The organism is Kribbella qitaiheensis (assembly GCF_042657745.1).
Classification (GTDB): domain Bacteria; phylum Actinomycetota; class Actinomycetes; order Propionibacteriales; family Kribbellaceae; genus Kribbella; species Kribbella qitaiheensis.
Genome location: NZ_JBHSKE010000048.1, coordinates 197,526 through 222,955 on the forward strand (window position 1 = coordinate 197,526; position 25,430 = coordinate 222,955).

At 67.7% G+C, this 25,430-nt stretch carries 21 protein-coding genes; 16 read left to right on the plus strand and 5 right to left on the minus strand.

The genetic code is table 11. The features are described from left to right. Positions 1 to 36: 36 nt before the first annotated feature. The 4 genes from ACFPJ1_RS29840 to ACFPJ1_RS29855 form a co-directional block, all read right to left on the minus strand. Positions 37 to 1,500 carry a PhoX family protein gene (locus ACFPJ1_RS29840; RefSeq protein ID WP_380108930.1) on the minus strand — a complete coding sequence of 488 codons (1,464 nt, stop codon included), beginning with the start codon at positions 1,498 to 1,500 and terminating at the stop codon, positions 37 to 39. 87 nt (positions 1,501 to 1,587) lie between these two features. Then, positions 1,588 to 1,773, minus strand: a complete 186-nt coding sequence (locus ACFPJ1_RS29845; protein ID WP_380108932.1) for a hypothetical protein — start codon at positions 1,771 to 1,773, stop codon at positions 1,588 to 1,590. Further along, positions 1,763 to 2,086: a hypothetical protein gene (locus tag ACFPJ1_RS29850; protein WP_380108933.1), complete on the minus strand. Its 324-nt coding sequence runs from the start codon at positions 2,084 to 2,086 to the stop codon at positions 1,763 to 1,765. The genes ACFPJ1_RS29845 and ACFPJ1_RS29850 overlap by 11 nt, the downstream gene beginning before the upstream one ends. Further along, complete coding sequence (locus ACFPJ1_RS29855; RefSeq protein ID WP_380108935.1) at positions 2,079 to 2,558, minus strand: hypothetical protein; 480 nt, start codon at positions 2,556 to 2,558, stop codon at positions 2,079 to 2,081. Before ACFPJ1_RS29855 ends, ACFPJ1_RS29850 begins: the two co-directional genes overlap by 8 nt. 245 nt (positions 2,559 to 2,803) lie before the next feature. Here ACFPJ1_RS29855 and ACFPJ1_RS29860 point away from each other — a divergent pair, with 245 nt between their 5' ends. From ACFPJ1_RS29860 to ACFPJ1_RS29935, 16 genes are all read left to right on the plus strand, one after another. After that, positions 2,804 to 3,751, plus strand: a complete 948-nt coding sequence (locus ACFPJ1_RS29860; RefSeq protein ID WP_380108937.1) for an ABC transporter ATP-binding protein — start codon at positions 2,804 to 2,806, stop codon at positions 3,749 to 3,751. Continuing rightward, positions 3,748 to 4,521 (plus strand): MlaE family ABC transporter permease, encoded by a 774-nt coding sequence (locus ACFPJ1_RS29865; RefSeq protein ID WP_380108939.1) that lies wholly within the window; start codon positions 3,748 to 3,750, stop codon positions 4,519 to 4,521. The genes ACFPJ1_RS29860 and ACFPJ1_RS29865 overlap by 4 nt, the downstream gene beginning before the upstream one ends. A gap of 2 nt (positions 4,522 to 4,523) precedes the next feature. Then, entirely contained in the window at positions 4,524 to 5,354 is an 831-nt protein-coding gene (locus ACFPJ1_RS29870) for an MlaE family ABC transporter permease (protein WP_380108940.1), read from the plus strand. A gap of 4 nt (positions 5,355 to 5,358) precedes the next feature. Then, the gene (locus tag ACFPJ1_RS29875) at positions 5,359 to 6,675 is read left to right on the plus strand and encodes an MCE family protein (protein WP_380108941.1); all 1,317 of its coding nucleotides are present in this window, start codon (positions 5,359 to 5,361) and stop codon (positions 6,673 to 6,675) included. Then, positions 6,672 to 7,703, plus strand: a complete 1,032-nt coding sequence (locus ACFPJ1_RS29880; protein WP_380108942.1) for an MCE family protein — start codon at positions 6,672 to 6,674, stop codon at positions 7,701 to 7,703. Before ACFPJ1_RS29875 ends, ACFPJ1_RS29880 begins: the two co-directional genes overlap by 4 nt. Beyond that, positions 7,700 to 8,710: an MCE family protein gene (locus tag ACFPJ1_RS29885; protein WP_380108944.1), complete on the plus strand. Its 1,011-nt coding sequence runs from the start codon at positions 7,700 to 7,702 to the stop codon at positions 8,708 to 8,710. The genes ACFPJ1_RS29880 and ACFPJ1_RS29885 overlap by 4 nt, the downstream gene beginning before the upstream one ends. Beyond that, a complete protein-coding gene (locus ACFPJ1_RS29890; protein WP_380108946.1) occupies positions 8,707 to 9,894 on the plus strand; it encodes an MCE family protein in 1,188 nt (395 codons plus the stop codon). Before ACFPJ1_RS29885 ends, ACFPJ1_RS29890 begins: the two co-directional genes overlap by 4 nt. Then, positions 9,891 to 11,117, plus strand: a complete 1,227-nt coding sequence (locus tag ACFPJ1_RS29895) for an MCE family protein (RefSeq protein WP_380108948.1) — start codon at positions 9,891 to 9,893, stop codon at positions 11,115 to 11,117. Before ACFPJ1_RS29890 ends, ACFPJ1_RS29895 begins: the two co-directional genes overlap by 4 nt. Then, positions 11,114 to 12,406 carry an MCE family protein gene (locus ACFPJ1_RS29900; RefSeq protein ID WP_380108949.1) on the plus strand — a complete coding sequence of 431 codons (1,293 nt, stop codon included), beginning with the start codon at positions 11,114 to 11,116 and terminating at the stop codon, positions 12,404 to 12,406. Before ACFPJ1_RS29895 ends, ACFPJ1_RS29900 begins: the two co-directional genes overlap by 4 nt. Beyond that, positions 12,403 to 12,951: a hypothetical protein gene (locus ACFPJ1_RS29905; protein ID WP_380108950.1), complete on the plus strand. Its 549-nt coding sequence runs from the start codon at positions 12,403 to 12,405 to the stop codon at positions 12,949 to 12,951. Before ACFPJ1_RS29900 ends, ACFPJ1_RS29905 begins: the two co-directional genes overlap by 4 nt. Positions 12,952 to 13,157: 206 nt before the next feature. Then, on the plus strand, positions 13,158 to 13,625 hold the full coding sequence (locus tag ACFPJ1_RS29910; protein ID WP_380108951.1) for a hypothetical protein: 468 nt from the start codon (positions 13,158 to 13,160) through the stop codon (positions 13,623 to 13,625). 261 nt (positions 13,626 to 13,886) lie between these two features. Next, the gene (rpoB, locus tag ACFPJ1_RS29915) at positions 13,887 to 17,372 is read left to right on the plus strand and encodes a DNA-directed RNA polymerase subunit beta (protein ID WP_380108953.1); all 3,486 of its coding nucleotides are present in this window, start codon (positions 13,887 to 13,889) and stop codon (positions 17,370 to 17,372) included. Between the two features lie 68 nt (positions 17,373 to 17,440). Continuing rightward, the gene (locus ACFPJ1_RS29920) at positions 17,441 to 21,301 is read left to right on the plus strand and encodes a DNA-directed RNA polymerase subunit beta' (RefSeq protein WP_380108954.1); all 3,861 of its coding nucleotides are present in this window, start codon (positions 17,441 to 17,443) and stop codon (positions 21,299 to 21,301) included. Positions 21,302 to 21,382: 81 nt separating this feature from the next. Continuing rightward, complete coding sequence (locus ACFPJ1_RS29925) at positions 21,383 to 21,790, plus strand: DUF1801 domain-containing protein (RefSeq protein WP_380108956.1); 408 nt, start codon at positions 21,383 to 21,385, stop codon at positions 21,788 to 21,790. Between the two features lie 205 nt (positions 21,791 to 21,995). Next, positions 21,996 to 23,264, plus strand: coding sequence for a nuclear transport factor 2 family protein (locus ACFPJ1_RS29930; RefSeq protein ID WP_380108958.1), 1,269 nt, complete (start codon positions 21,996 to 21,998; stop codon positions 23,262 to 23,264). After that, positions 23,257 to 24,039, plus strand: a complete 783-nt coding sequence (locus tag ACFPJ1_RS29935; protein WP_380108960.1) for a maleylpyruvate isomerase family mycothiol-dependent enzyme — start codon at positions 23,257 to 23,259, stop codon at positions 24,037 to 24,039. Before ACFPJ1_RS29930 ends, ACFPJ1_RS29935 begins: the two co-directional genes overlap by 8 nt. On the opposite strand, the gene ACFPJ1_RS29940 is transcribed toward ACFPJ1_RS29935, so the two are convergent. Next, positions 24,036 to 25,403 carry a DUF1501 domain-containing protein gene (locus ACFPJ1_RS29940; RefSeq protein ID WP_380108961.1) on the minus strand — a complete coding sequence of 456 codons (1,368 nt, stop codon included), beginning with the start codon at positions 25,401 to 25,403 and terminating at the stop codon, positions 24,036 to 24,038. The two genes, ACFPJ1_RS29935 and ACFPJ1_RS29940, sit on opposite strands and share 4 nt — an antisense overlap. Positions 25,404 to 25,430 lie beyond the last annotated feature (27 nt).

Here is a 25,430-nt window from a genome sequence, read left to right on the forward strand (position 1 = left end):
CTCCACCGACCGACCGCCGGCCAACCAGTGGCCGGGTCAGACGCCGATTCGTTGCCAGGGGCCCCAGATGGCGAAGCTCAGGCCGCGACTGGCCTGGATGTTGACGAACAGGGTGTGCCCGTCCGGGCTGAACGTCGAGCCGGCGAACTCGTCGCCGGACCGGTCCGCGCCGGTGCTGTCGGTGAGCCGGTTCAGGGCGATGTCCCAGAGCTGCCCGCCGCGGGACAGACCGCGCAGGTAGTTGTCCTCGGTGTTGTCCTCGCAGAGCACCAGCGTGCCTCGCTTGCTGGTCGTCACGTTGTCCGGGAAGTCCAGCGTCGACCGGTTCGGCGACTGATAGATCAGCTGCAGCTTCTTCGCCCGGGTGTGATACGCCCAGATCTGGCCGAAGCCGTTGCCATAACCACCGACCGGGTCCGGTCCGGTCTCCGCGGCGCCGCCGCCCTGGGTCGAGCAGAAGTACACGACGTTGCGGTCGTAGACCTGACCCTCCAGTCGCGAGAAGTACGCCGCACCCTGCGCCCGGCCCTGATCACCGACGTACACCAGGGCCTGGTCGTTGGTCGTCGGCGCGGTCTGGCCAGGCGTGTACGGGAACCGCGGCGCCGGGTCGTCGATGTCGACCCAGGTCACGTCGTACGTCGCCCGTTTCGGCTGCTCCGCGGCCAGGTTCAGGTTCGGACGGCCCCGTACTGCGAGCATCTGCAGCCGGCCGCCGTCCTCGAGCCGGCCACGCTTCATCGGATTCCGGCGCGGGAGATAGCGGTAGAACCCGGACGGGAAGGCGAAGTTGTCCTCGGTCAGGTAGAGGATGCCGTCCCCGGGGTCGAACGCGACCGCCTCGTGGGCGAACCGGCCCGCCTGGGTGATCGGCTGCCGGTCCGACTGGCCGCCGGCCGGCACCTCGAAGACGAACCCGTGCGGCTTGGTCAGCGGCACGTTGGACACCCCGGTGAAGTCCGGTCCGACGTCCGGACCGTTCACCGTCTCCTCGCAGGTGACCCAGCTGCCCCACGGCATGATGCCGCCGCTGCAGTTCATCATCGTGCCGTTCAGGCTCGTGTACGCGTCGACCACTTGGCCGTACCGGGTCACCTCGACGGTCGTCGTACCGCTCTGTGCCTGAGTGTCGTACGGCGTCCCCGGACCGAACGGGGTGCCCGGGTTGTTCACTTCGTGGTTGCGGACCAGCAGCACGTTGCCGCGGGACGACCGGAACGCGCCCATGCCGTCGTGCCGACCGGGCAGCCGGGTGCCGTCGGTCAGCACCACCGGGAACTCCGTGTCGTGGAACGACCGGTACGAGAAGCCCTCCGGCAGGTGCAGCCGTACCTTGCCGTCACGCTTGTCCGGGATCGGCCGCAACGCCCGGAACGGTGCCCCGCCCTTCGGATCCGCCAGCGCCTGCTCGGCCACGAATCCCTGGAACGGTCCGGCGGCGACGAGGCCGCCCGCGACCGCCACGCTTCCTCTGAGGAACGTTCGACGTTCGATGCTCATCTGTCCTCTCCCCTCCTGAAAGTCACATCCCCTTTCGCGACGCTAACTCCCAGCAAGCCCCACGGACAGCGCTCAGCGCCTCGCTCCTCAACCCAGCCAGGCGTCAATGTCGCTCAGTGCCCGCTCGACCACAGGACGGGGTGCGGCCGAGCTGGTGAAGGAGGTCCGGGCGAGGTCGGCCAGCACCTCGTCCGACAGCCCAAGCACACTCCGGCAGACCTCGTACTCCGCGACGAGGTCCGAGCCGAACAGCAACGGATCGTCAGCGTTCACCGAGCACCGCACGCCGGCCTCCAACAACGCAGGCAAGGATGCTCGGCCAACGACGCACCACCGACAGCAGCGCGTTGCTCGTCGGGCACACCGCGAGCGTCACCCCTTCAGCCGCCAGCCGTGCGACCACCTCAGGATCATCAACAGCCCGTACTCCGTGCATGATCCGCCGGGCACCGAGTAGATCCACGGCCTCGACCACCGCGTCCGCAGTACCGAGTTCGCCCGCGTGAGGCACGACCGGCAACCCACCGGCACGAGCGATCCCCGCGGCCCCGACAAACACCTCAGCCCCGGCGGCACCCTCATCCATCGATCCCGAACCCGACGACACCTCGCCCGGACCGGCTGACAGCCAACAGCGCAACTTCCTCAGCAGCGTCACCCCCGAGCCCACGATTGGCAGCCACCACAAGCCCGAACCCCACTCCAGTGGCGGCTCCCGCGGCCAACCCGGCATCGAGGACCGCGTCCAACCCGTCCGCGTCCGAACCGAGCCACCCGCCGAGCAGGCCCGGCCACATCGACGGCTCGATCCAGCGGACGCCCTGGTCCGCGGCGTCCTCGACGATCTCGGTGATCAGCCTGCGCACGTCGGCCTCGGTCCGCAGGCAGCCCGCGGCCGCGGTGATGGTCGCCATGAACGCGTCGAACGATCCGAAACTGGTCGGCAGCGGCGCCTGTACGCCGTACCGGGCGGCCAGTTCGGCCAGGGTGGCAGGGCGCATCGCGCCGTCCACATGCAGGTGCAGATGGGCTTTCGGTAAGGCCTTGAGATCTTTCACTCAACAGAGTCAAGCAATACCAGTGCGCAGCCGGTCCGGCAGGTCCGTCGCGGCCGCGGGGACCGGCGTACTACGATCTCGGGCAGCCGCGGTGCGTGACCGGAGCGTGACTCATTGGTCATCGACACTTGATATTTAGGGGTTACGCAATAAGTGACTCGTGCGTAACCTAGGGCACCGCGCCCTCGTTGAACCGGCGAAAGCACGTCGGTCAGGGCTGCACAACGAACCCGTGAGGAGGACCGGTGGGCGTAGAAGTCCGCGTCGAGGGACTGTCCAAGTCCTTCGGAAGTCAGCTGATCTGGGGCGACGTGTCCCTGACGCTGCCCGCCGGTGAGATCTGCGTGATGCTGGGCCCTTCCGGCACCGGGAAGTCCGTATTCCTGAAGACGTTGATCGGCCTGCTCAAGCCCGACAAGGGCCATGTGCACATCGAGGGCGTCGACATCGCCACCTGTTCGGAACGCAAGCTCTACGAGGTGCGCAAGTTGTTCGGCGTGCTGTTCCAGGACGGCGCGATGTTCGGCTCGATGAACCTCTACGACAACGTCGCTTTCCCGCTTCGCGAGCACACCCGCAAGTCCGAGTCCGAGATCCGCTCCATCGTGATGGAGAAGATGGAGATGGTCGGCCTCGTCGGCGCGGAGAAGAAGCTCCCCGGCGAGATCTCCGGCGGGATGCGCAAGCGGGCCGGCCTGGCCCGCGCGCTGGTGCTGGAGCCGGAGATCCTGCTCTTCGACGAGCCCGACTCGGGTCTCGACCCGGTCCGGACCGCGTTCCTGAACCAGCTGATCATCGACCTGAACGAGATGACCCAGGCGACCTGCCTGATCGTCACCCACGACATCAACACCGCCCGCACGGTGCCGGACAACATCGGCCTGCTGTACCACCGGCACCTGGCGATGTTCGGCCCGCGCGAGATGCTGCTGTCCAGCGAGGAGCCGGTGGTCCGCCAGTTCCTGAACGCGCAGCGGGTCGGCCCGATCGGCATGTCCGAGGAGAAGGACGCGGACGAACTGGCCCGTGAGGCCGACCAGGAACTGCCGCCGCTGCCGCCGATCCCGGTCCAGCAGCTGCCGAGCAGCGGGGTGATCCGGCCGACCCAGCGGCCGCCGGGGGAGTGGTGTGCCGAGAACGGCGTGACACCTCCGCCGGGCAGCTTCGCCTCCGATGTGGTGGGGGCTACGTGACTGTTTCTGCGACCGCCCCGCTGAAGCACGCAGGATCTCTCTTCGCTTTCGCCCTCGACACCGCCCGGGCCTCCGTCCGGCGGCCGTTCCAGCTGCGCGAGTTCCTCCAGCAGGCGTGGTTCGTCGCCAGCGTGACGATCATCCCGACCGCCCTGGTCGCGATCCCGTTCGGCGCGGTGATCGCGCTGCAGGTCGGCGGGCTGATCAAGCAGTTCGGCGCGCAGGCCTTCACCGGGTCGGCCGCCGTCCTGGCCGTGGTCCGGGAGGCGTCCCCGATCGCGACCGCGCTGCTGATCGCCGGCGCCGGCGGGTCCGCGATCTGCGCGGACCTCGGCGCCCGCAAGATCCGCGAGGAGCTCGACGCGATGATGGTGCTCGGCATCGACCCGATCCAGCGCCTCGTCGTACCGCGGGTGCTGGCCACCATGCTGGTCGCCTTCTTCCTGAACGGTTTCGTCAGCGTGGTCGGCGTGATGGGCGGCTACGTCTTCAACGTGGTCCTGCAGGACGGGACGCCCGGTAGTTATATAGCCTCCTTCACCGCGCTCGCCCACCTGCCGGACCTGTGGCAGGGCCAGGTGAAAGCGCTGGTGTTCGGCTTCATCGCCGCCGTGGTCGCGTCCTACAAGGGCATGAACGCCGGCGGCGGTCCGAAAGGCGTCGGCGACGCGGTGAACCAGTCCGTCGTGATCACCTTCATGCTGCTCTTCGTCGCGAACTTCTCGATGACGGCGATCTACTTCCAGCTCGTCCCACCGAAGGGGGCTTGAGCATGTCAGCCCTCGTCGACACCCTGGTGAAGAAGCCGCTGCACTCGCTCGACCGGCTCGGTGAGCAGCTCGCCTTCTACATCAAGGCGCTGGCCTGGTCCGGCAAGTCGATCACCCGCTACCGCAAGGAGATCCTGCGGCTGCTGGCCGAGGTGACGCTCGGCACCGGCGCGCTCGCGGTGATCGGCGGCACCGTCGGCGTGATCACCTTCCTGGCCTTCTTCACCGGCACCGAGGTCGGCCTGCAGGGATACTCGGCGCTCAACCAGATCGGCACCTCCGCCTTCGCCGGCTTCGTCAGCGCCTACATCAACACCCGCGAGATCGGCCCGCTGATCGCCGGCATCGCACTGGCCGCCACCGTCGGCTGCGGCTTCACCGCACAGCTCGGCGCGATGCGGATCAGCGAGGAGATCGACGCGCTCGAGGTGATGGCGATCCCGTCGCTGCCGTTCCTGGTCACCACCCGGATCATCGCGGGCCTGATCGCGGTCATCCCGCTGTACGTCGTCGGCCTGCTCGCCTCGTACTTCGCCACCCGGCTGACGGTGACCACGTTCTACGGGCAGAGCACCGGGACCTACGACCATTACTTCCACCTGTTCCTACCACCAGGCGATGTGCTCTGGTCGTTCGGCAAGGTGCTCGTCTTCGCGGTCCTGGTGATCCTGGTGCACTGCTACCACGGCTACCACGCGACCGGTGGTCCCGCGGGAGTCGGCGTCGCTGTCGGCCGCGCAGTACGCACCTCGATCGTCGTCATCAACGTCGTCGACCTGCTGCTGTCGATGGCCATCTGGGGTACCACGACCACGGTCAGGCTGGCGGGGTAGCGCGATGGCCAGACGAGTTCTCGGCACGGCCTTCATCGGGTTGCTCTGCTTCCTGCTCTGGCTCACGTACGCCTTCTACGCGAAGGTCTTCGTCGACACGGTCGACGTGAAGCTGCAGACCAGCCACATCGGCCTCCAGCTGAACCGGCACGCGGACGTGAAGCTGCGCGGCATCATCGTCGGCGAGGTGCGCAGCGTCGCCACCGACGGCGACACCGCCACCGTGGAGCTGGCGCTGAAGCCGGACCAGGTCAAGGAGATCTCCAGCCAGGTCAGCGCGCGGATCCTGCCGAAGACGCTGTTCGGCGAGAAATACGTCGCCCTCGTCCCGCCGCAGGGCGGGGAAGGCCGGTCGATCCGGGCCGGCGACGTGATCTCCCGGGACAAGACGGCCGTCGGCATCGAGATCGAGAAGGTGCTGAACGACGCGCTCCCACTGCTGCAGGCGGTCGACCCAGCCGACCTGAACGCCACCTTGAACACGCTGGCCACGGCGCTGGAGGGACGCGGGTCCGAGATCGCCGAGACCCTCACCCAGCTCGACGGCTACCTGGAGAAGCTGAACCCCAGCGTGCCGAACCTGATCGCCGCGCTGACCAAGCTGACCCAGGTCTCCCAGCTCTACGGCGACGTGACACCGGACCTGGTCCGGGCCCTGCGCAACCTGACCATCACCGGCAACACCGTGGTGGAGAAGGAGCAGCAGCTGCAGAAGTTCTTCACCGACGTGCAGACGCTGTCGACCACCGGCGACACCTTCCTGAAGCAGAACGAGGACCGGGTGATCCGGCTCGGCGAGGTGAGCCGGCCGATCCTGGACCTGCTGGAGCGGTACTCCCCGGAGTTCCCCTGCTTCCTCAAGGTGATGACGGACACCGCGCCGATCCTGAACGACACGTTCCGCGACGGCGCCCTGCACATCAACCTCGAGCTGATCACGAACCAGCCCACGCCGTACCAGCCGAGCGAGCTGCCGGCGTACAAGGACAAGCGCGGGCCCACCTGCGTCGGCAAGAACTACAGCCACCCGGGCGCGAAGCCGGGTCCCTACACGCAGCAGAACCCCGCGCCGTACATCACCGGTGACGACGGCGTGATCGGCGACCACAACAAGGAGAGCCGCTTCCCGCTGAACCTGCAGCTGAACCGGTCGATGCCCGGGTTCGCGCTGGACACCGGCGGCGCCGGCACACCCGCGGAGCAGAAGGTGATCGACTCCTTCGCCGGTCCCGCGATGGGTATCCCGGCGACCGACGTACCGGACCTGACCACCCTGATGATCGGCCCGCTCGTCCGCGGTGGGCAGGTGAATCTGAAATGAAACTGCTCGACAAGAAGACCTCGATCGACACCGTGCGGCTGGCGATCTTCGTGGTCGTCACCACCATCGCGACCGCGCTGCTGGCCGTCACCATCGGCAACATCAGCTTCAACGCGACCACGAAGTACCGGGCCGTCTTCACCGACGTGGTCGGACTGAACAAGGGCGACGACATCCGGATCGCCGGGGTGCGCGTCGGCCAGGTCGACAAGATCGCGATCTACCAGGACACCCTGGCCATGGTCACCTTCAGCGTCGACTCCGACCAGGTGGTCGACACCTCCACCCACGCGACGATGCGCTACCGGAACCTGGTCGGCAACCGCTACATCGCGCTCACCGAGGGCGTCGGTGGCGGCACCCGGATGAAGGCGAACGGTCTCATCGACAAGGACCGTACCGCGCCCGCTCTCGACCTGTCGGTGCTCTTCAACGGGTTCAAGCCGCTGTTCACCGCGCTGACGCCCAAGGATGTGAACCAGTTCGCCTTCGAGGTGATCAAGGTGCTCCAGGGTGAGGGCGGCACGATCGAGAGCCTGCTGGCCAGGACCGCGTCGCTGACCACCACGCTGGCCGACGCGGACCAGGTGATCGGCGACCTGATCACCAACCTGACGTCGACGCTGCAGATCGTCTCGCAGCGGCAGCAGAACTTCTCCGCGCTGCTGGTGAACCTGCAGAAGTTCATCACCGGGCTGAGCCAGGACATCAACCCGATCCTCGGTTCGCTCGGCTCGATCAACTCGCTGAACACCAAGACGGCCGGCCTGCTGCAGCAGACCCGGGTGCCGCTGAAGGCGGACCTGGACCGGCTCCGCCAGGTGTCCACCACGCTCGACGACACGCAGGGAATCTGGGTCAAGACGCTGCAGAACATGCCCGGCAAGCTCGAGACGATGACCCGGACCGCGACGTACGGCTCCTGGTTCAACTTCTACCTGTGCGGATTCGACGGCAACGTCACCCTGCCGATCGGCACCCGCATCCCAGTGAGCTACGACAACAACTCGGCGAGGTGCCAAAAGTGACCCCGTTCCGTGAACAGAACCAGGTCACCATCGGGGTGGTCGGGCTGACCGTGATCGGGCTGATCATGCTGGCCGCGTTCAAGGCGCAGGACCTGCCGCTGATCGGTGGCGGCACGAAGTACTCCGCGCAGTTCTCCGAGGCCGGAGGGCTGAAGCCGAACGACGAGATCCGGGTCGCCGGGGTCCGCGTCGGTCAGGTCCGCAAGGTCGATCTCGAAGGCACGCACGTCCGGGTCGACTTCGTGGTCGACCGCGGGGTGAAGCTGGGCGACAGGACCGGCGCCGAGATGAAGATCAAGACGCTGCTCGGGCAGAAATACCTGAAGCTGAACCCGGCCGGTGACGGCAAGCTCAAGGAGGGCTCGGAGATCCCGCTGGACCGGACCGTCTCGGCGTACGACGTGGTGGACGCGTTCACCGATCTGGCCAACACCACCGAGCGGATCGACACCGTCCAGCTCGCGAAGGCCCTGGACACGTTGTCGGCGACCTTCAAGAACACCCCCGAAGAGGTGCAGGCCTCGCTGACCGGACTGTCCCGGCTGTCCCGGAACGTGGCCAAGCGCGACGACGAGCTGAAGAAGCTCCTGCAGCACTCGGACGTGGTCACCAAGATCCTGGCCGACCGGAACCGGGAGCTGATCAAGCTGATGAAGGACGGCAACACCGTGTTCCAGGCGGTGCAGGCGCGGCGGGCGCTGATCCACCAGTTGCTGGTGTCGACGCAGAAGCTGTCCGCGCAGATCATCGCGCTGGTCCGGGAGAACCGCAAGGACCTGGCGCCCACGCTGCAGAAGGTGAACGCCGTCCTGGCGACGTTGCTGAAGAACCAGAACGCCCTGGACGCCAGCATCCGCGGCCTCGCGCCGTACGCCCGGGTCTTCACCAACACCCTCGGCACCGGCCCGTGGTTCGACACCTACGTGCAGAACCTGGCCCCGGTCCCGGAGATCCCGCTGCCCGCCGTCCCGCCCGGGTTGCCGCCGATCCTGGGAGGTGGCCGATGAGGCTCACTTCGGTTTCCCGGCTGATCGCGATCGGCGTTGTGCTGCTGATGCTCGCCGTCAGCGCGATCTCGCTCTGGCCGCACCCCGAGCGCGTCTCCGCGACGGCGTACTTCCCGCGCGCGGTGAGCGTCTACCCCGGCTCGGACGTCCGGATCCTCGGGATCAAGGTCGGCGAGATCGAGAGCGTCACGCCGGCCGGTCGCGCCGTCCGGGTGAAGTTCTGGTGGGAGGCCAAGCACAAGGTGCCGGCCAACGCGAAGGCGGTGATCGCCTCGCCGTCGATCGTTGCCGACCGCTACATCCAGCTCACCCCGGCCTACTCCAAGGGCGACGTGATGGCCGACGGCGCGGAGATCCCGCTGGACCGGACCGCCGTACCGCTGGAGCTCGACCAGATCTACCAGAGCCTGAACGACCTGTCCGTCGCGCTCGGCCCGAAGGGGGCGAACGACCAGGGCGCCCTGTCGCGGCTGCTGGACGTGTCCGCGGCGAACCTGAACGGCCAGGGCAAGAAGCTGAACCAGACCATCACCGACGTGTCGACGCTGACCCAGACGCTGGCGGGCAACTCCAAGAACCTGTTCGCCACAATCCGGCAGTTGCAGACGTTCGTGTCCGCGCTGGCCGCGAACGACACCCTGGTGAAGCAGTTCAACACCAACTTCGCCGCCACCTCGACCACGTTGGCCGGTGAACGCAAGGACCTCGCGGCGGCGCTGTCCACGCTGGCGACCGCGCTTGGCGAGGTGGCCGCGTTCGTGAAGGACAACCGCGGGCTGCTGAAGACCACCATCTCCGGTGCCACCGACGTCTCCCAGATCCTGGTCAAGGAGAAGGCCGCGCTGGCTGAGATCATCGACACCGCGCCGCTCGGCCTGGGGAACCTGGCCCGCGTCTACAACCCGCAGTTCGGCACCCTGGACCAGCGGATCAACCTGGCCCAGCTGGACGACCCGGCGACCTTCATCTGCTCGCTGCTGCTGCAGGCCAACCAGCCGCTGTCCGCCTGTTCCGCGCTCAAGCCCGTCCTTGCCGCCCTGCCGAAGCTCCCGCTACTCAGCAGCATCACCGGCTCCGGCGGCCCGGCCGGTACTCCGTGGGCTCCCGCCCCGAAGCCGAAGCTGCCGAGCCCGGACAACGTCGACGAGACCCTCGGCGGACTGGTCCCCGGAGGTGCCCGATGAAGCGCCGTACCGCGGTGGTGGCCGGCGTGGTCGCCATGGCCACGGCGCTGACCGGGTGCGACTTCAGCGTGTACTCGCTGCCGTTGCCGGGTGGCGCGAAGATCAAGGGCCCGTCGTACTCGATCACCGTCGAGTTCTCCGACGTGCTGGACCTGGTCCCGAAGTCGTCGGTGAAGGTGGACGACGTCACCGTCGGCACGGTCCAGAAGGTCTGGCTCGAGGGCTACGTCGCCAAGGTGAAGCTGAAGCTGCCGAAGAGCGTCGACCTGCCCGACAACTCCCGGGCGACGATCCGGCAGACCAGCCTGCTCGGCGAGAAGTTCGTCTCGCTGGCACCGCCGACCGGCGACGAGAAGCCCCGCGGCAAGCTGGAGAACGGCGAGCTGATCCCGTTGTCGCGGACCACGAGCAACGTCGAGGTCGAAGAAGTGCTGTCGGCGCTCTCGCTGCTGCTGAACGGCGGCGGCGTGGCCCAGTTGCAGATCATCACCCAGGAGCTGAACAAGGCGCTGACCGGGAACGAGCCGGCCATCCGCAGCGTGCTGACCCAGCTGAACACCTTCGTCGGCACCCTGGACAAGAACAAGCAGCAGATCGTCACCGCGATCACCGCGGTGGACGCGCTGGCGAAGAAACTGAACGCGCAGAAGGCGACCCTGGCGACCGCGATCGACTCGCTGCCGAAGTCGATCGCGACCCTGGACAAGCAGCGGGCCGCGCTGGTCAAGACGCTGCAGGCACTGGCCAAACTCGGCAACACGGCGACCCGGGTGATCACCGCGTCGCAGAAGGACCTGGTGGCCAACCTGCAGTCCCTCTACCCGCTGCTGACCAAGCTGGCCGAGGCCGGGGAGAACCTGCCGAAGTCGCTGGAACTGCTGCTCACGTATCCGTTCCCGGACGGCGCGGCCAAGGCCGTGAAGGGTGACTTCACCAACCTGGACATCACCCTGGACGTGAACACCAAGAAGGCGCTGGAAGGCATCCTCGGGCTCAAGCTGCCGAACGTCGGCCCGAACGCGCTCCCGACCGGCAATGTCAACCTCCCGCTGCACAACCCGCCGAAGTTCCCGACCAACGGGCTGCCGTCGCTGCCGGTGCCGACCGGCGCCACGACGACCTGCATCACCTTGCTCGGCCTCCCGGTCTGTACGCCGAAGCTGAACCGCTCCGCGTTCGACCCGGAACTGGCGAAGGTCCTGATGCCGGGGGTGGCCAAGTGATCAGCAAGACGGTCCGGATCCAGCTGATGGTGTTCCTGCTGATCACCGTCGTCGGCGTCGCGTACGTCGGCGGCAAGTACGCGCAGGTCGACCAGTTGCTCTTCGACGACGACTACACGGTGAGCGCCAGCTTCGCCGAGTCCGGCGGCATCTTCAGCGGCGCCGAGGTGACGTACCGCGGCCAGCCGGTCGGCCGGGTCGGCAAGCTCGAGCTGCTCTCCGACGGCGTCGAGGTCGACCTGGACATCGAAAAGAAGGTGAAGATCCCGAACGACCTGGTCGCGGTGGTCGCGAACCGCTCGGCGATCGGCGAGCAGTACGTCGACCTGCAGCCGCGCCGCGACGACGGCCCGTACCTGCAGGACCGGTCCAAGATCGCCCGGCAGGACACGGCGATCCCGATCGACACCACCGAACTGCTGCTGAACCTGGACCAGCTGGTGAACTCGGTCGACAAGAACAGCCTGAAGACCACCGTCAAGGAACTCGGCGACGCCCTGCGCGGCAAGGGCAGCGACCTGCAGAAGATCATCGACAGCTCCGGGCTGCTGATCAACGACGCGGACGCGAACATCCTGCAGACGATCAAGCTGATCAACGACGGCAACACTGTGCTCGCTACCCAGGTGGCCAGCGGCGACGCGATCAAGACCTGGGCGAAGAACCTCGCGCTGCTGTCCGACACCCTGGTCAGCTCGGACGCGAACCTGCGCTCCGTGATCGACAACGGCTCGGCCGCCTCGCAGCAGGTGACCACCCTGATCCAGGAGAACCGTGCGGACATCGCTGTGCTGCTAGGTAATCTCCTCACGGTGAACGAGATGACCGCGGTGCGCCTGGACGCCGTCGAGCAGCTGCTGGTGGTGTACCCGGCCGTGGCGATGGGCGGTTACGTCGTACCGGCGAAGGACGCGGGGACCGGGCACTACGACGCGCACTTCGGCCTCGTGCTCGGCTTCAGCCCGCCTGCCTGCCGGGCCGGCTACAACGGCACCGACAGGCGGGTCCCGCAGGACACCACGAACAAGCCCGCCAACACCAAGGCCGGCTGTACGGCGTCGCCCGGGTCCGGCGTGAACGTTCGCGGCTCGCAGAACAAGCCGACCCCGTCGTCCCGCTCGGACGCGAACCGGATCGGCTACGGCGTCGGGTACGACCCCGCCACGGGCGCCGCCGGAGGCACCGGCGGCATGCCCGAGCTGGTGCTCGGCTCGACCGGCGGCCAGGAGGAACTGCTCGGCAAGGACTCCTGGAAAGCCCTGATACTCGGACCGGTGAGCGGCAAGTGACTACTTCCACCCTTCTGCCCGGCAAGACCGCGGGCGACGGCGACAACCATGACCACGGTTTTGGCCGTAAGCGCCTGGTCGCGGTCTGGGCACTCAGCGTGCTGCTGCTGATCGCGCTCGTCGGCGCGATGCTGGCGATCTTCGCGATCCGCCGCCAGACCACCAGCGACGAGGACCGCGCGGCCGCGATGCAGGCGGCCCGCCAGTTGGCGCTCGACTTCACCACCTACGACTACAAGACCTGGGACGCGGACTCCAAGCGGGTACTCGACGACGCCACCGGGCAGTTCAAGGAGGAGTTCGCGGCCGGCTCGAACTCGGTCAAGACCGAGGTGGTGACCAACCAGGCGACCTCCAAGGGTGACGTGAAGGAGGCCGCGGTGGTCTCGAACGACAAGGACTCGGCCCAGGTGCTGGTGATCGTGAACGCCGTGGTGACGAACACCGCGAGCAAGGACGGCGTCGAGCGGCGCTACCGGGTCAAGCTGGACATGGTCCGGGAGAAGGATCGCTGGCTGACCGCGGACTTCCAGGTGGTCGGCTGATGGCCCGCCGGATCGCCGGTCAGCGGCGCGGCACAGACCGCCGGACCGAGACATCCGAGGTGACTCAGGCCACATCGGAGGCTCCCGAGGTGGTTTCGAAGCCTTCCCCCGGGGCTCCCGAAATTACTGAGAGTGAGCAAATCGAGGAAGTAAAGGCTTCCGAGACTGTTCGGACGGACCCCGCTCCGGGCGGGCGGGTCACGCTGATGCTGTCCGCGGCCCTCGCCGTGCTGGTGGTGCTGATCCTGGCGCTCGGCGGCGTTCTCGGGATCAAGGCGCTGAAGGGCCGGGAGGCCGAGGACGCCCGAGGCCAGGCGGCGACGGCCGGCCGGAAGGCGGCCGAGACCGCGCTCAGCTACGACTACCGCACGCTGGAAAAGAGCTTCGCGGCCGCCCGGGCGACGATGACACCGGACTTCGCGGCCAAGTTCGACGACACGGCCAAGGTGGCCGGCGAACTGGCCACCAAGACCAAGGCCACCGTCCGCGCCGACGTCCGGGAGGTCGGCGTACGGGACGGGGACGCGGACCGGGTCACGCTGGTCATCTTCGTGAACCAGACCACCACCAGCACGATCACACAGGGTAAGCCCCGGGTCGACCTGAACCGGACGAGATTCACAATGGTCCGAAACGGGGATCAATGGCTGGTCCAGGAGATCGCCGGACTGTAGTCTCTTTGTGACTCCGGACAGGACGGACCGGGCGGCTCGCGGGTGCTCTACCCGCTGGAGAACCCGGGTCGATCCTTGACGGAGTGGGTGGTCCGACGGCATAGTGTCGGACCCCATTGGACAGGCTTGCCCTGATCGGGTAGCCTATTGCTTTGCGCTGCCTTTAACCCCACCCTGGTTCGGCTCAAAACTTGACTAGGGCGGTTCGGCGTGCGCTCCCAGCACCGAAGTGATTTCTGCGAGCCCGTGGAAGGACGCCCCTTGGTCGCCTCGCGCAACCCCCAGTCCGACAGCATTACCGACGTTTCCGGCTCACCACGCCGCATCTCCTTCGCAAAGATTTCCGAGCCTCTCGAGGTTCCGGATCTCCTTGCGCTGCAGGTGGACAGTTTCGACTGGCTGGTCGGAAACGAAACCTGGCAGGCCAGGGTGGCCGCCGCCGAGGCGGAGGGACGGACTGATTTGTCCTCCCCGTCCGGCCTGGAGGAGATCTTCGAAGAGATCTCCCCGATCGAGGACTTCAGCGGCACCATGTCGCTGTCGTTCCGCGACCACCGGTTCGAGCCCCCGAAGAACACGGTCGACGAGTGCAAGGAGCGTGACGTCACCTACTCGGCGCCGCTGTTCGTCACCGCCGAGTTCATGAACAACGAGACCGGCGAGATCAAGAGCCAGACCGTCTTCATGGGTGACTTCCCGTTGATGACGCGCAAGGGCACATTCGTGATCAACGGCACCGAGCGTGTCGTCGTGTCCCAGCTGGTTCGCTCGCCCGGTGTGTACTTCGAGCGCACGCCGGACAAGACGTCGGACAAGGACATCTTCACCGCCAAGATCATCCCGTCGCGCGGCGCGTGGCTGGAGTTCGAGGTCGACAAGCGCGACATGGTGGGCGTGCGGCTGGACCGCAAGCGCAAGCAGAACGTCACCGTGCTGCTCAAGGCGCTCGGCTGGACCGACGCGCAGATCCTCGAGGAGTTCGGCGAGTACGAGTCGATCCGCCTCACCCTGGAGAAGGACCACACCTCCGGGCAGGACGACGCGCTGCTCGACATCTACCGCAAGCTCCGTCCGGGCGAACCGCCGACGCGCGAGGCTGCCCAGGCGCTGCTGGACAACTACTACTTCAACGGCAAGCGCTACGACCTGGCCAAGGTCGGCCGCTACAAGATCAACAAGAAGCTCGGCCGTGACGAGACTCACGACACCGCGGTTCTGACGATCAACGACATCGTCGCGACGATCAAGTACCTGGTCGCGCTGCACGAGGGCAAGACCGAGCTGGACGCGCCGCAGGGCGAGATCGTCGTCGAAGAGGACGACATCGACCACTTCGGCAACCGCCGTCTGCGCACGGTCGGCGAGCTGATCCAGAACCAGCTCCGCACCGGCCTGGCCCGGATGGAGCGGGTGGTCCGCGAGCGGATGACGACCCAGGACGTCGAGGCGATCACGCCGCAGACCCTGATCAACATCCGTCCCGTGGTGGCGGCGCTGAAGGAGTTCTTCGGCACCTCCCAGCTGTCCCAGTTCATGGACCAGACCAACCCGATCGCGGGTCTGACCCACAAGCGCCGCCTGTCGGCACTTGGCCCGGGTGGTCTGTCGCGTGAGCGGGCCGGCTTCGAGGTCCGCGACGTGCACCCGTCCCACTACGGCCGGATGTGCCCGATCGAGACCCCGGAAGGCCCGAACATCGGCCTGATCGGGTCGCTGGCCACCTACGGCCGGGTGAACCCCTTCGGGTTCGTCGAGACGCCGTACCGCAAGGTCGCCGACGGCCGGGTCACCGACCAGGTCGACTACCTGACCGCGGACGAGGAGGACCGGTTCGTCATCGCCCAGGCCAACGCGGCGCTGAACGACGACGACTCGTTCGCCGAGGACCGCGTGCTGGTTCGCCGGCGCCACGGTGAGGTCGAGCTCGTGCTCGTCGACGACGTGGACTACATGGACGTCTCGCCGCGCCAGATGGTGTCGGTCGCGACGGCGATGATCCCGTTCCTCGAGCACGACGACGCCAACCGCGCCCTGATGGGCTCCAACATGCAGCGCCAGGCCGTTCCGCTGATCACCGCGGACGCCCCCCTGGTCGGTACCGGCATGGAGTTCCGCGGAGCGGTCGACGCCGGTGACGTGGTGGTGTCGGAGAAGGCTGGTGTGATCAAGGAGGTCTCGGCCGACCTGATCGAGGTCGCCGCCGACGACGGCACGTACCAGACCTACCGACTGGCGAAGTTCCGCCGCTCGAACCAGGGCACCTGCATCAACCAGCGTCCGCTGGTCGACGCGGGGCAGCGGGTCGAGATCGGCTCGCCGCTGGCCGACGGTCCGTGCACCGACGAGGGCGAGATGGCCCTCGGCCGGAACCTGCTCGTGGCGTTCATGCCGTGGGAGGGTCACAACTACGAGGACGCGATCATCCTCAGCCAGCGCGTCGTGCAGCAGGACCTGCTGACCTCGATCCACATCGAGGAGCACGAGGTCGACGCCCGCGACACCAAGCTGGGCCCGGAGGAGATCACCCGCGACATCCCCAACGTCTCCGACGAGATGCTGGCGGACCTGGACGAGCGGGGCATCATCCGGATCGGCGCCGAGGTCACCACCGGTGACATCCTGGTCGGCAAGGTCACGCCCAAGGGTGAGACCGAGCTGACCCCGGAGGAGCGGCTGCTGCGCGCGATCTTCGGTGAGAAGGCCCGTGAGGTGCGCGACACCTCGCTGAAGGTGCCGCACGGTGAGAACGGAACCGTCATCGGGGTCCGCGTCTTCGACCGCGACAACGGCGACGAGCTGCCGCCGGGCGTGAACCAGCTGGTCCGCGTGTACGTCGCGCAGAAGCGCAAGATCTCCGTCGGTGACAAGCTCGCCGGACGCCACGGCAACAAGGGCGTCATCTCGAAGATCCTGCCGGTCGAGGACATGCCGTTCATGGAGGACGGCACCCAGGTCGACATCATCCTGAACCCGCTGGGCGTGCCCGGCCGGATGAACGTCGGTCAGGTGCTCGAGACCCACCTCGGCTGGGTTGCCAGCCGCGGCTGGAAGGTCGACCCGGACAGCAAGGAGGAGTGGGCCCAGCGGCTGATCAAGATCGGTGCCGGCGAAGCCGCTCCGTTCACGAACGTCGCCACCCCGGTCTTCGACGGCGCCAAGGAGGAGGAGGTCACCGGCCTGCTCGGCTCCACGCTGCCGAACCGCGACGGCGACCGGATGGTCGACAGCACCGGCAAGGCCCGGCTGTTCGACGGCCGCTCGGGTGAGCCTTTCCCGCAGCCGGTCGGCGTCGGCTACATGTACATGCTGAAGCTGCACCACCTGGTGGACGACAAGATCCACGCCCGTTCGACCGGTCCGTACTCGATGATCACGCAGCAGCCGCTGGGTGGTAAGGCGCAGTTCGGTGGTCAGCGGTTCGGCGAGATGGAGGTGTGGGCCCTGGAGGCCTACGGTGCCGCCTTCGCGCTGCAGGAGCTGCTCACCATCAAGTCCGACGACGTCGTCGGTCGCGTCAAGGTGTACGAAGCGATCGTCAAGGGCGAGAACATCCCGGAGCCGGGTATCCCGGAGTCCTTCAAGGTTCTGGTCAAGGAAATGCAGTCCCTGTGTCTCAATGTCGAGGTGCTCTCGTCCGACGGAAGCCGGGTCGAGATGCGCGACAGCGAAGAGGACGTCTTCCGCGCTGCGGAGGAACTGGGCATCGACCTGTCCCGGCGTGAGCCGAACAGCGTCGAGGAGGTCTGAGCGGGTTGCCGCTTGAGATCAACAACCAACTCACTCAGACCATTTTTAGCAACGGGAGATAACACATCGTGCTCGACGTGAACTTCTTCGACGAGCTTCGGATCGGCCTGGCGACCGCGGATGAGATCCGCCAGTGGTCGCACGGCGAGGTCAAGAAGCCCGAGACGATCAACTACCGGACGCTCAAGCCTGAGCGTGACGGACTGTTCTGCGAGAAGATCTTCGGTCCCACCCGGGACTGGGAGTGCTACTGCGGTAAGTACAAGCGCGTTCGCTTCAAGGGCATCATCTGCGAGCGGTGTGGCGTCGAGGTCACCCGTTCCAAGGTGCGCCGTGAGCGGATGGGCCACATCGAGCTGGCCGCGCCGGTCACCCACATCTGGTACTTCAAGGGTGTCCCGTCGCGACTCGGCTACCTGCTCGACCTCGCCCCGAAGGACCTGGAGAAGGTCATCTACTTCGCGGCGTACATGATCACCGACGTCGACGACGAGGCGCGGCACCGCGACCTCTCGTCGCTGGAGGGCCGGACCGATGTCGAGCGCAAGCAGCTCGAGGGCCGGCGCGACAACGACATCGAGACGCGGATGAAGAAGCTCGAGGAGGACCTCGCCCAGCTCGAGGCCGAGGGCGCCAAGGCCGACGTCCGCCGCAAGGTGAAGGAAGGCGCCGAGCGTGAGGTCAAGCAGCTGCGCGATCGTGCGCAGCGCGAGATCGACCGTCTCGACGAGGTCTGGAGCCGGTTCAAGAACCTCAAGGTCCAGGACCTGGAGGGCGACGAGATCCTGTACCGCGCCATGAAGGAGCGGTTCGGCAAGTACTTCGAGGGCGCGATGGGTGCCGCCGCGATCCAGCGGCGTCTGGAGACCTTCGACCTCAAGGCCGAGGCGGACAGCCTGCGGGAGACCATCAAGACCGGCAAGGGCCAGCGCAAGACCCGCGCCCTGAAGCGGCTCAAGGTCGTCACCGCGTTCCTGGCCACCAACAACAGCCCGATGGGCATGGTGCTCGACTGCGTCCCGGTGATCCCGCCGGACCTGCGGCCGATGGTCCAGCTCGACGGTGGCCGGTTCGCCACCTCCGACCTGAACGACCTGTACCGCCGGGTGATCAACCGGAACAACCGGCTCAAGCGCCTGCTCGATCTGGGTGCGCCGGAGATCATCGTCAACAACGAGAAGCGGATGCTGCAGGAGGCCGTCGACGCGCTGTTCGACAACGGCCGTCGTGGCCGTCCGGTCACCGGCCCGGGCAACCGGCCGCTGAAGTCGCTGTCCGACATGCTCAAGGGCAAGCAGGGACGGTTCCGTCAGAACCTGCTCGGCAAGCGCGTCGACTACTCCGGCCGTTCGGTCATCGTGGTCGGCCCGCAGCTGAAGCTGCACCAGTGCGGTCTGCCGAAGGCGATGGCGCTGGAGCTGTTCAAGCCGTTCGTGATGAAGCGGCTGGTCGACCTCAACCACGCGCAGAACATCAAGTCCGCCAAGCGGATGGTCGAGCGTCAGCGCGCCCAGGTCTGGGACGTGCTGGAAGAGGTCATCACCGAGCACCCCGTGCTGCTGAACCGCGCGCCTACCCTGCACCGGTTGGGTATCCAGGCGTTCGAGCCGCAGCTGATCGAGGGCAAGGCGATCCAGATCCACCCGCTCGTCTGCTCCGCGTTCAACGCGGACTTCGACGGTGACCAGATGGCGGTGCACCTGCCGCTGTCGGCCGAGGCCCAGGCCGAGGCGCGGATCCTGATGCTGTCGACGAACAACATCCTGAAGCCTGCTGACGGCCGTCCGGTCACGATGCCGACCCAGGACATGATCATCGGCATCTACTTCCTGACCATGCTGAAGGAAGGCGCCCTCGGTGAGGGTCGCGCGTTCAGCTCGGTGGCCGAGGCGCTGATGGCCTTCGACCGTGGCGAGCTCTCGCTGCAGGCGAAGGTCACGCTGCGCCTGAACGAGGCCGGTACGCCGAAGGGCGCGCTGGAGCTGGCCGAGGGCGAGTTCTCGCTGGAGACGACGCTGGGTCGCGCCCTGTTCAACGAGGCGCTGCCGGCGGACTACACCTTCGTGGACACCGAGGTCGGCAAGAAGCAGCTGGGCTCGATCGTCAACGACCTGGCCGAGCGCTACTCCAAGGTCCAGGTGGCGAACTGCCTGGACGCGCTGAAGGACCTCGGTTTCCGCTGGGCCACCCGCTCGGGTGTCACGGTGTCGATCGACGACTTCAGCACGCCGCCGAGCAAGCCCGAGATCATGGCTCGTTACGAGTCGCAGGCCGAGAAGGTCCAGAAGCAGTTCGAGCGTGGTCTGATCACCTCGTCCGAGCGGCGCCAGGAGCTGATCGAGATCTGGACCGGCGCGAACGCCGAGGTCGGCAAGGCCATGGAGGAGAACTTCGCCAAGGCCAACCCGATCTGGATGATGGTCCACTCGGGTGCGCGAGGCAACATGATGCAGATCCGGCAGATCGCCGGTATGCGTGGTCTGGTGGCCAACCCGAAGGGCGAGATCATCGCCCGGCCGATCAAGTCCAACTTCCGCGAGGGCCTGTCGGTGGTCGAGTACTTCATCGCCACCCACGGTGCTCGTAAGGGTCTTGCCGACACCGCGCTGCGGACCGCCGACTCGGGGTACCTGACCCGTCGTCTGGTGGACGTCTCGCAGGACGTCATCATCCGCGAGGAGGACTGCGGCACCGAGCGCGGCCTGCCGAAGAAGATCGGCGAGCCGGGTCCGGACGGCAAGGTCGTGCACGCGGAGAACGTGGAGACCAGCGCCTACGCGCGCACCCTGGCGACCGACGTGTCGGACGCCAAGGGCAACGTGGTGCTGACCGCGGGCAGCGACCTGGGCGACGTGTCCATCGCCGCCCTGGTGGCCGCCGGGATCGAGGAGGTCAAGGTCCGCTCCGTGCTGACCTGTGACGCCAAGACCGGTACGTGCGCGAAGTGCTACGGCCGTTCGCTGGCGACCGGTAAGCCGGTCGACATCGGCGAGGCCGTCGGCATCATCGCGGCGCAGTCCATCGGTGAGCCGGGTACGCAGCTGACGATGCGGACCTTCCACACCGGTGGTGTCGCGGGTGATGACATCACCCACGGTCTGCCGCGTGTGGTCGAGCTGTTCGAGGCCCGCCAGCCCAAGGGCAAGGCGCCGATCTCGGAGGCGGCCGGCCGGATCTCGATCGAGGACACCGACAAGACCCGGAAGCTGGTGCTCACCCCGGACGACGGTTCCGAGGAGGTCGCCTACCCGGTGTCGAAGCGGACCCGTCTGCTGGTCGAGGAAGGCCAGCACGTCGAGGTCGGTCAGCAGCTGACGCAGGGTACGCCGGACCCGCAGGAGGTTCTGCGGATCCTGGGTGTCCGCAAGGCGCAGGAGCACCTGGTGGACGAGGTCCAGGAGGTGTACCGGTCGCAGGGTGTGGCCATCCACGACAAGCACATCGAGATCATCGTCCGGCAGATGCTGCGCCGGGTCACGGTGATCGAGTCCGGCGAGGCGAACCTGCTGCCGGGCGAGCTGGCGGACCGCCTGATGTTCGAGGCGGAGAACCGTCGGGTCGTCGCCGAGGGCGGTACGCCGGCCTCCGGACGTCCGGTGCTGATGGGTATCACCAAGGCGTCGCTGGCGACCGAGTCGTGGCTGTCGGCCGCCTCCTTCCAGGAGACGACCCGCGTCCTCACCGAGGCCGCGATCCACGGCAAGTCCGACTCGCTGGTCGGTCTGAAGGAGAACGTCATCATCGGAAAGCTGATCCCGGCGGGTACCGGCATGGACCGTTACCGCAACATCCGGGTGGAGCCCACCGAGGAGGCGAAGGCCGCGATGTACTCGATGGTCGGCTACGAGTCGTACGACTACGACTTCGGCCCGTCCGCGGGTCAGTCGGTCCCGCTCGACGACTTCGACCTCGGTTCCTACCAGAACTGATTCGCAGTACGAGCAAACCGCCGAGGGCGGCACTCCCACCAGGGGGTGCCGCCCTCGCGGCGTTCTGGGGCACGATGAGTCATGGCCGAGAACAAGACCACCAGGACCGGGAACAGCGTCGAGGAATTCCTCGCGAGCGTGCCGGAGCCACGGCAGTCCGACGCCCGGGAGGTGGACGCGCTGCTGACCGGGGTGACCGGCCTGCCGGCGGCGCTGTGGGGGCCGTCGATCCTCGGCTACGGCCAGCGGCACCTGGTCTACGACAGCGGCCGCGAGCTCGACTGGTTCGAGATCGGCTTCTCGCCGCGCAAGGCGTCGACCACGCTCTACCTCACCGAGGGCTTCGACGGATACGACGAACTGCTGGGCCGGCTCGGCAAGCACAGCACCGGCAAGTCCTGCCTCTACATCAAACGCCTGGATGACGTCGATCGCGACGTCCTGAAGGAGCTCGCCACCCGCTCCGTCAGCCACCTCCGCGGGTCCTGACCCGGGGCTCGAACCAGGCGGCCTGACGGTACGGCGCGGAGCGTGGTTGCCGAGGGCAACTTGGCCCCCGGAGCGGCGATCGGACGGCCTGGATGGGCGTTCGGGATCGGGGCGGCGGGCGACACGCCGGGGGTGGGCGGACGGTTCCCGGCCGACGCGCGGGGCGGGCGTCGAAGTGTCGGCGGGATGCGCGAAGATGGCGCTCATGAAGGATCTCCCGGGGTACCTGCAGCCTTTCGTCCTGACGGTCGAAGGAGCCGCGGACCTGCGGATCGAGCGAGTCGGCGACCTCGACTTCTACCGGCCCGCGAGCACTGCCCGGACAGGAGCGATCCTGCTCGTCCACGGAGGTCCCGGGCCTGCCGATCTCGAGGTGCAGCCTCGCGACTGGCCGGTCTTCCAGGGCTACGCCACAGCCATCGCCCAGCGGGGACTGGTGGCCGTCACGGTCGACCACAGCCTGATCCGTGGCTATGACCAACTGACCGCCGCAGCGGACGACGTGGAGGCTGCCGTCGGCATCCTGCGGGCCGACCCGCAGGTAGACCCCGGCAAGGTCGGGCTGTGGTTCTTCTCCGGCTCCGGGTTGCTGGCCGGCGAGTGGCTGGACAGCCGGCCCGACTGGCTGCGCTGGATCGCCCTGACCTATCCCTGCCTCGCCACCCCGCCTGGTGTCGACGAACTGATTTCCGCCGCCGAAGTGATCGGCAAACACAAGGACCTGCCGGTGCTGCTGACGAGGGTCGGCCGCGAGCGAGAAGCACTCGCCGGGCCGGTGGCGGAGTTCGTCTCCGCCGGTGGCGCCGCGCTGGACATCATCGACGTACCGAAAGGGCAACACGGCTTCGACATGCTCGACCACACCGAAGAGTCCCGCGCCGCGGTGACCAAGGCACTGGACTGGGCGATCGCGCACCTCGGCGAAGAACCCGCCGGCCAACTGCCGATCCCCGCAGTCACGACCACCTCCGACCCCATTCCCGCCACCACCATCCCGGCCCCGCTCCGTCAGCCGGCCACCAAGGTGGCAGCCGCCCCGACCCCAGCCGCCAAAACCCCTGCCGCCAAGACCACCAAGCCCCAGGCTCCGGCGGCACCTGCTGAGCCCGCCCCGACTCCTGCGGCGATCCCCGTGCCGCAGCAGGCGGATTCGCCGGCGGCCCGGGTGGTCGGGCGCGAGCACGCTGCCTACGAGACGCACGATCTCGAGGCGTTCCTGGCGATGTACTCGCCGACCGCCCAGCTCCAGCTGGAGGACGGCACCGTGATGCGCGGCCGCCGTTCCCTGCGGGAGTACTACGGCCCTCGCTTCGACGCGGGCCAGTGCAAGACCGAGCTGGTGCAGCGGATGCTGGTCGGCGATTGGGTGGTCGAGCAGTCGATCGTCCACGACTCCGACCGCAGCCCGACCCCGACCGTCGGCCTGTACTGCGTGCAGGACGGCCTGATCGTCGAAGTCAGGTTCCTTGCCTGACCCGACCTCGTCACCGGCCCCGGGCCGACCCGATCCGTCGGGCCGGCCCGGGGTCGCGGACTTCCTGGCGGAGTTCCAGCGGGCCGCCGCCGAGCTGGCGGCGAGCTTCGCGGACGTCGACCCGGCCGCGACTGTGCCCGCCTGTCCCGGGTGGACCGTCGCCGACCTCGCCGCGCACATGGTCAGCGGCGAGCGCTGGGCCGCGTCGATCCTGCTGAGCGGCAAACGTCAGTCCGTGCCCGCCGTACTGCGAACCACTTCCTGGTCCGACCAGTACGCCGGGACCTCGGCCGCCCTGGCTGCCGCGATCCGCGCGGTGGACCCGGACGAGCCCTGCTGGAACTTCGCCCCGGTAGAGCAGCGAGCGGGGTTCTGGAGCCGCCGAAGGCTGCACGAGACCACGGTTCACCTGGCCGACGCGATCCAGGCCGGTGGGGGAGTAGCGGTGATACCTGCGGCCGTGGCGGCGGATGGTGTCGACGAGGTGTTCGGGGTGTTCCTGCCGCGGATGCTGGCCAGGGGAGCCGCCCCGGCCGTGAAGGCGCAACTCGGCGTACGGGCTGTCGACACCGGCCACGAGTGGACGCTCACGCCGGCAGAGGCCGGTGAGCCGCCTGCGATCGACCGGGCCAAGGCAACCGGTGCAGCCGTCATCTCCGGCACGGCATCCGACCTGGACCTCTGCCTGTGGAAGCGCCTCCCGGCGACCACCCTTACCATCGAGGGCGACAGCACAGCCGCCCTCGCATTCCTGGCCGGCCGGGCGACTCCCTAGCTCATGATCCCGAGCGGAGTCGGCTTCCAGCCCGGGAAGACCTTGGTGGCCTGGGCGGCGGAGAGCCCGAGGCGGCCCATCACCACTTCGGAGAGGACATCGCGGTAGTCGTTGGTGCCGGGGACGTCGCCCAGGTCGAGGACGGACGGGGCGAGACCTTCCCAGCGGCCGTGCACGCCACCCTTGACGCCACCACCGAGGATCATCGTCACGCCGCCGTGGCCGTGGTCGGCGCCGTTGTTGGCGTTCTGTTCGACCCGCCGGCCGAACTCGCTCATCGTCACCACGGTGGTGCTGTCGAGGTCCGGCCCGAGTTCGGCGGCGAAGGTGGCCAGTGCCGCGCCGACGGTCTTCAGCGAGTTCGTCATGTCGCCGCCCTCGACCGTGCCGATGTCCGTGTGCATGTCCCAGCCGCCGAGGTCGATCGTCGCGACCCGCACGCCCGCCTTGGCCTTGATCAGCTGGGCCAGCGTCGCCAGGGAGTTGCCGAGCTCGCCGTCCGGGTAGCCGCGTTCCTTGGCCGGCTTCTGCTCCTGCTTGCTGTAGGCCTGGGCCTTCGCCGAGGCCTGGAGCGCGTCGAGACCCTGCACGCCCAACGGGTGGTCGAGCCCGGTGTAGAGGGTGGTCAGTGCCGCCAGCGTCTGCGGTGCCACCCCGTCGATGCCCTTGACGCTGAAGTCCTTCAACGAGGTGAGCATGATCGGGTTCGACGACCCCAGCAGCGAACGGCTCATCCGGGCGCCGATGCCCAGCCCACGGAACGTAGTACCGGGTCCTAGTTGCTGGAGGACGCGGTCGAGCCAACCGGACTGCACCGACGAGCGGGCCGCGCCACCGCGCTCCAGGCAGTCCTGAGCCTGGAAGTGGCTACGGGTCAGGTCCGGGGTGGAAACCGCGGGGACAGCCGCGAACCGGCCCGCGGTGATGAGCGGCTGCAGCGGCGCCAGCGACGGGTGCAGGCCGAATCCGCGCTGCAGGTTGATCAACGACCCGGCCCGTACCGCGATGCCTGGCCGCGCCTTGAGCAGTTGCGGGTCGTCGGCGGGCACCAGCACCGACAGGCCGTCCATGCCACCGCGGAGGAACACCACGATCAAGGTGCCGGTGGGACTGGCGTTCGGGGCCGCCCAGGAGATCCGGGTGGTTACGAGCTGGCTGGTCATCGCGGCGACGCCCACCCCGAGACCGCCGGCCAGCAGCCGGCGCCGGGTGAAGCCGTGGCTCCACTGCTCTTCGCGGTCCTCGGCGTCGGCCGTGACCGCGGCCGCCTGGGCCCGCAGTGCCGCGTCCTCGGCGGTCGGACCGAGCTTCTGCCAGTCGGGGCAGTCCGGGTGCAGCGAGGCGAGTTGGTCGGAGCGGCTCATGATCGCGGGGAACTCCTGCCGTAGTAC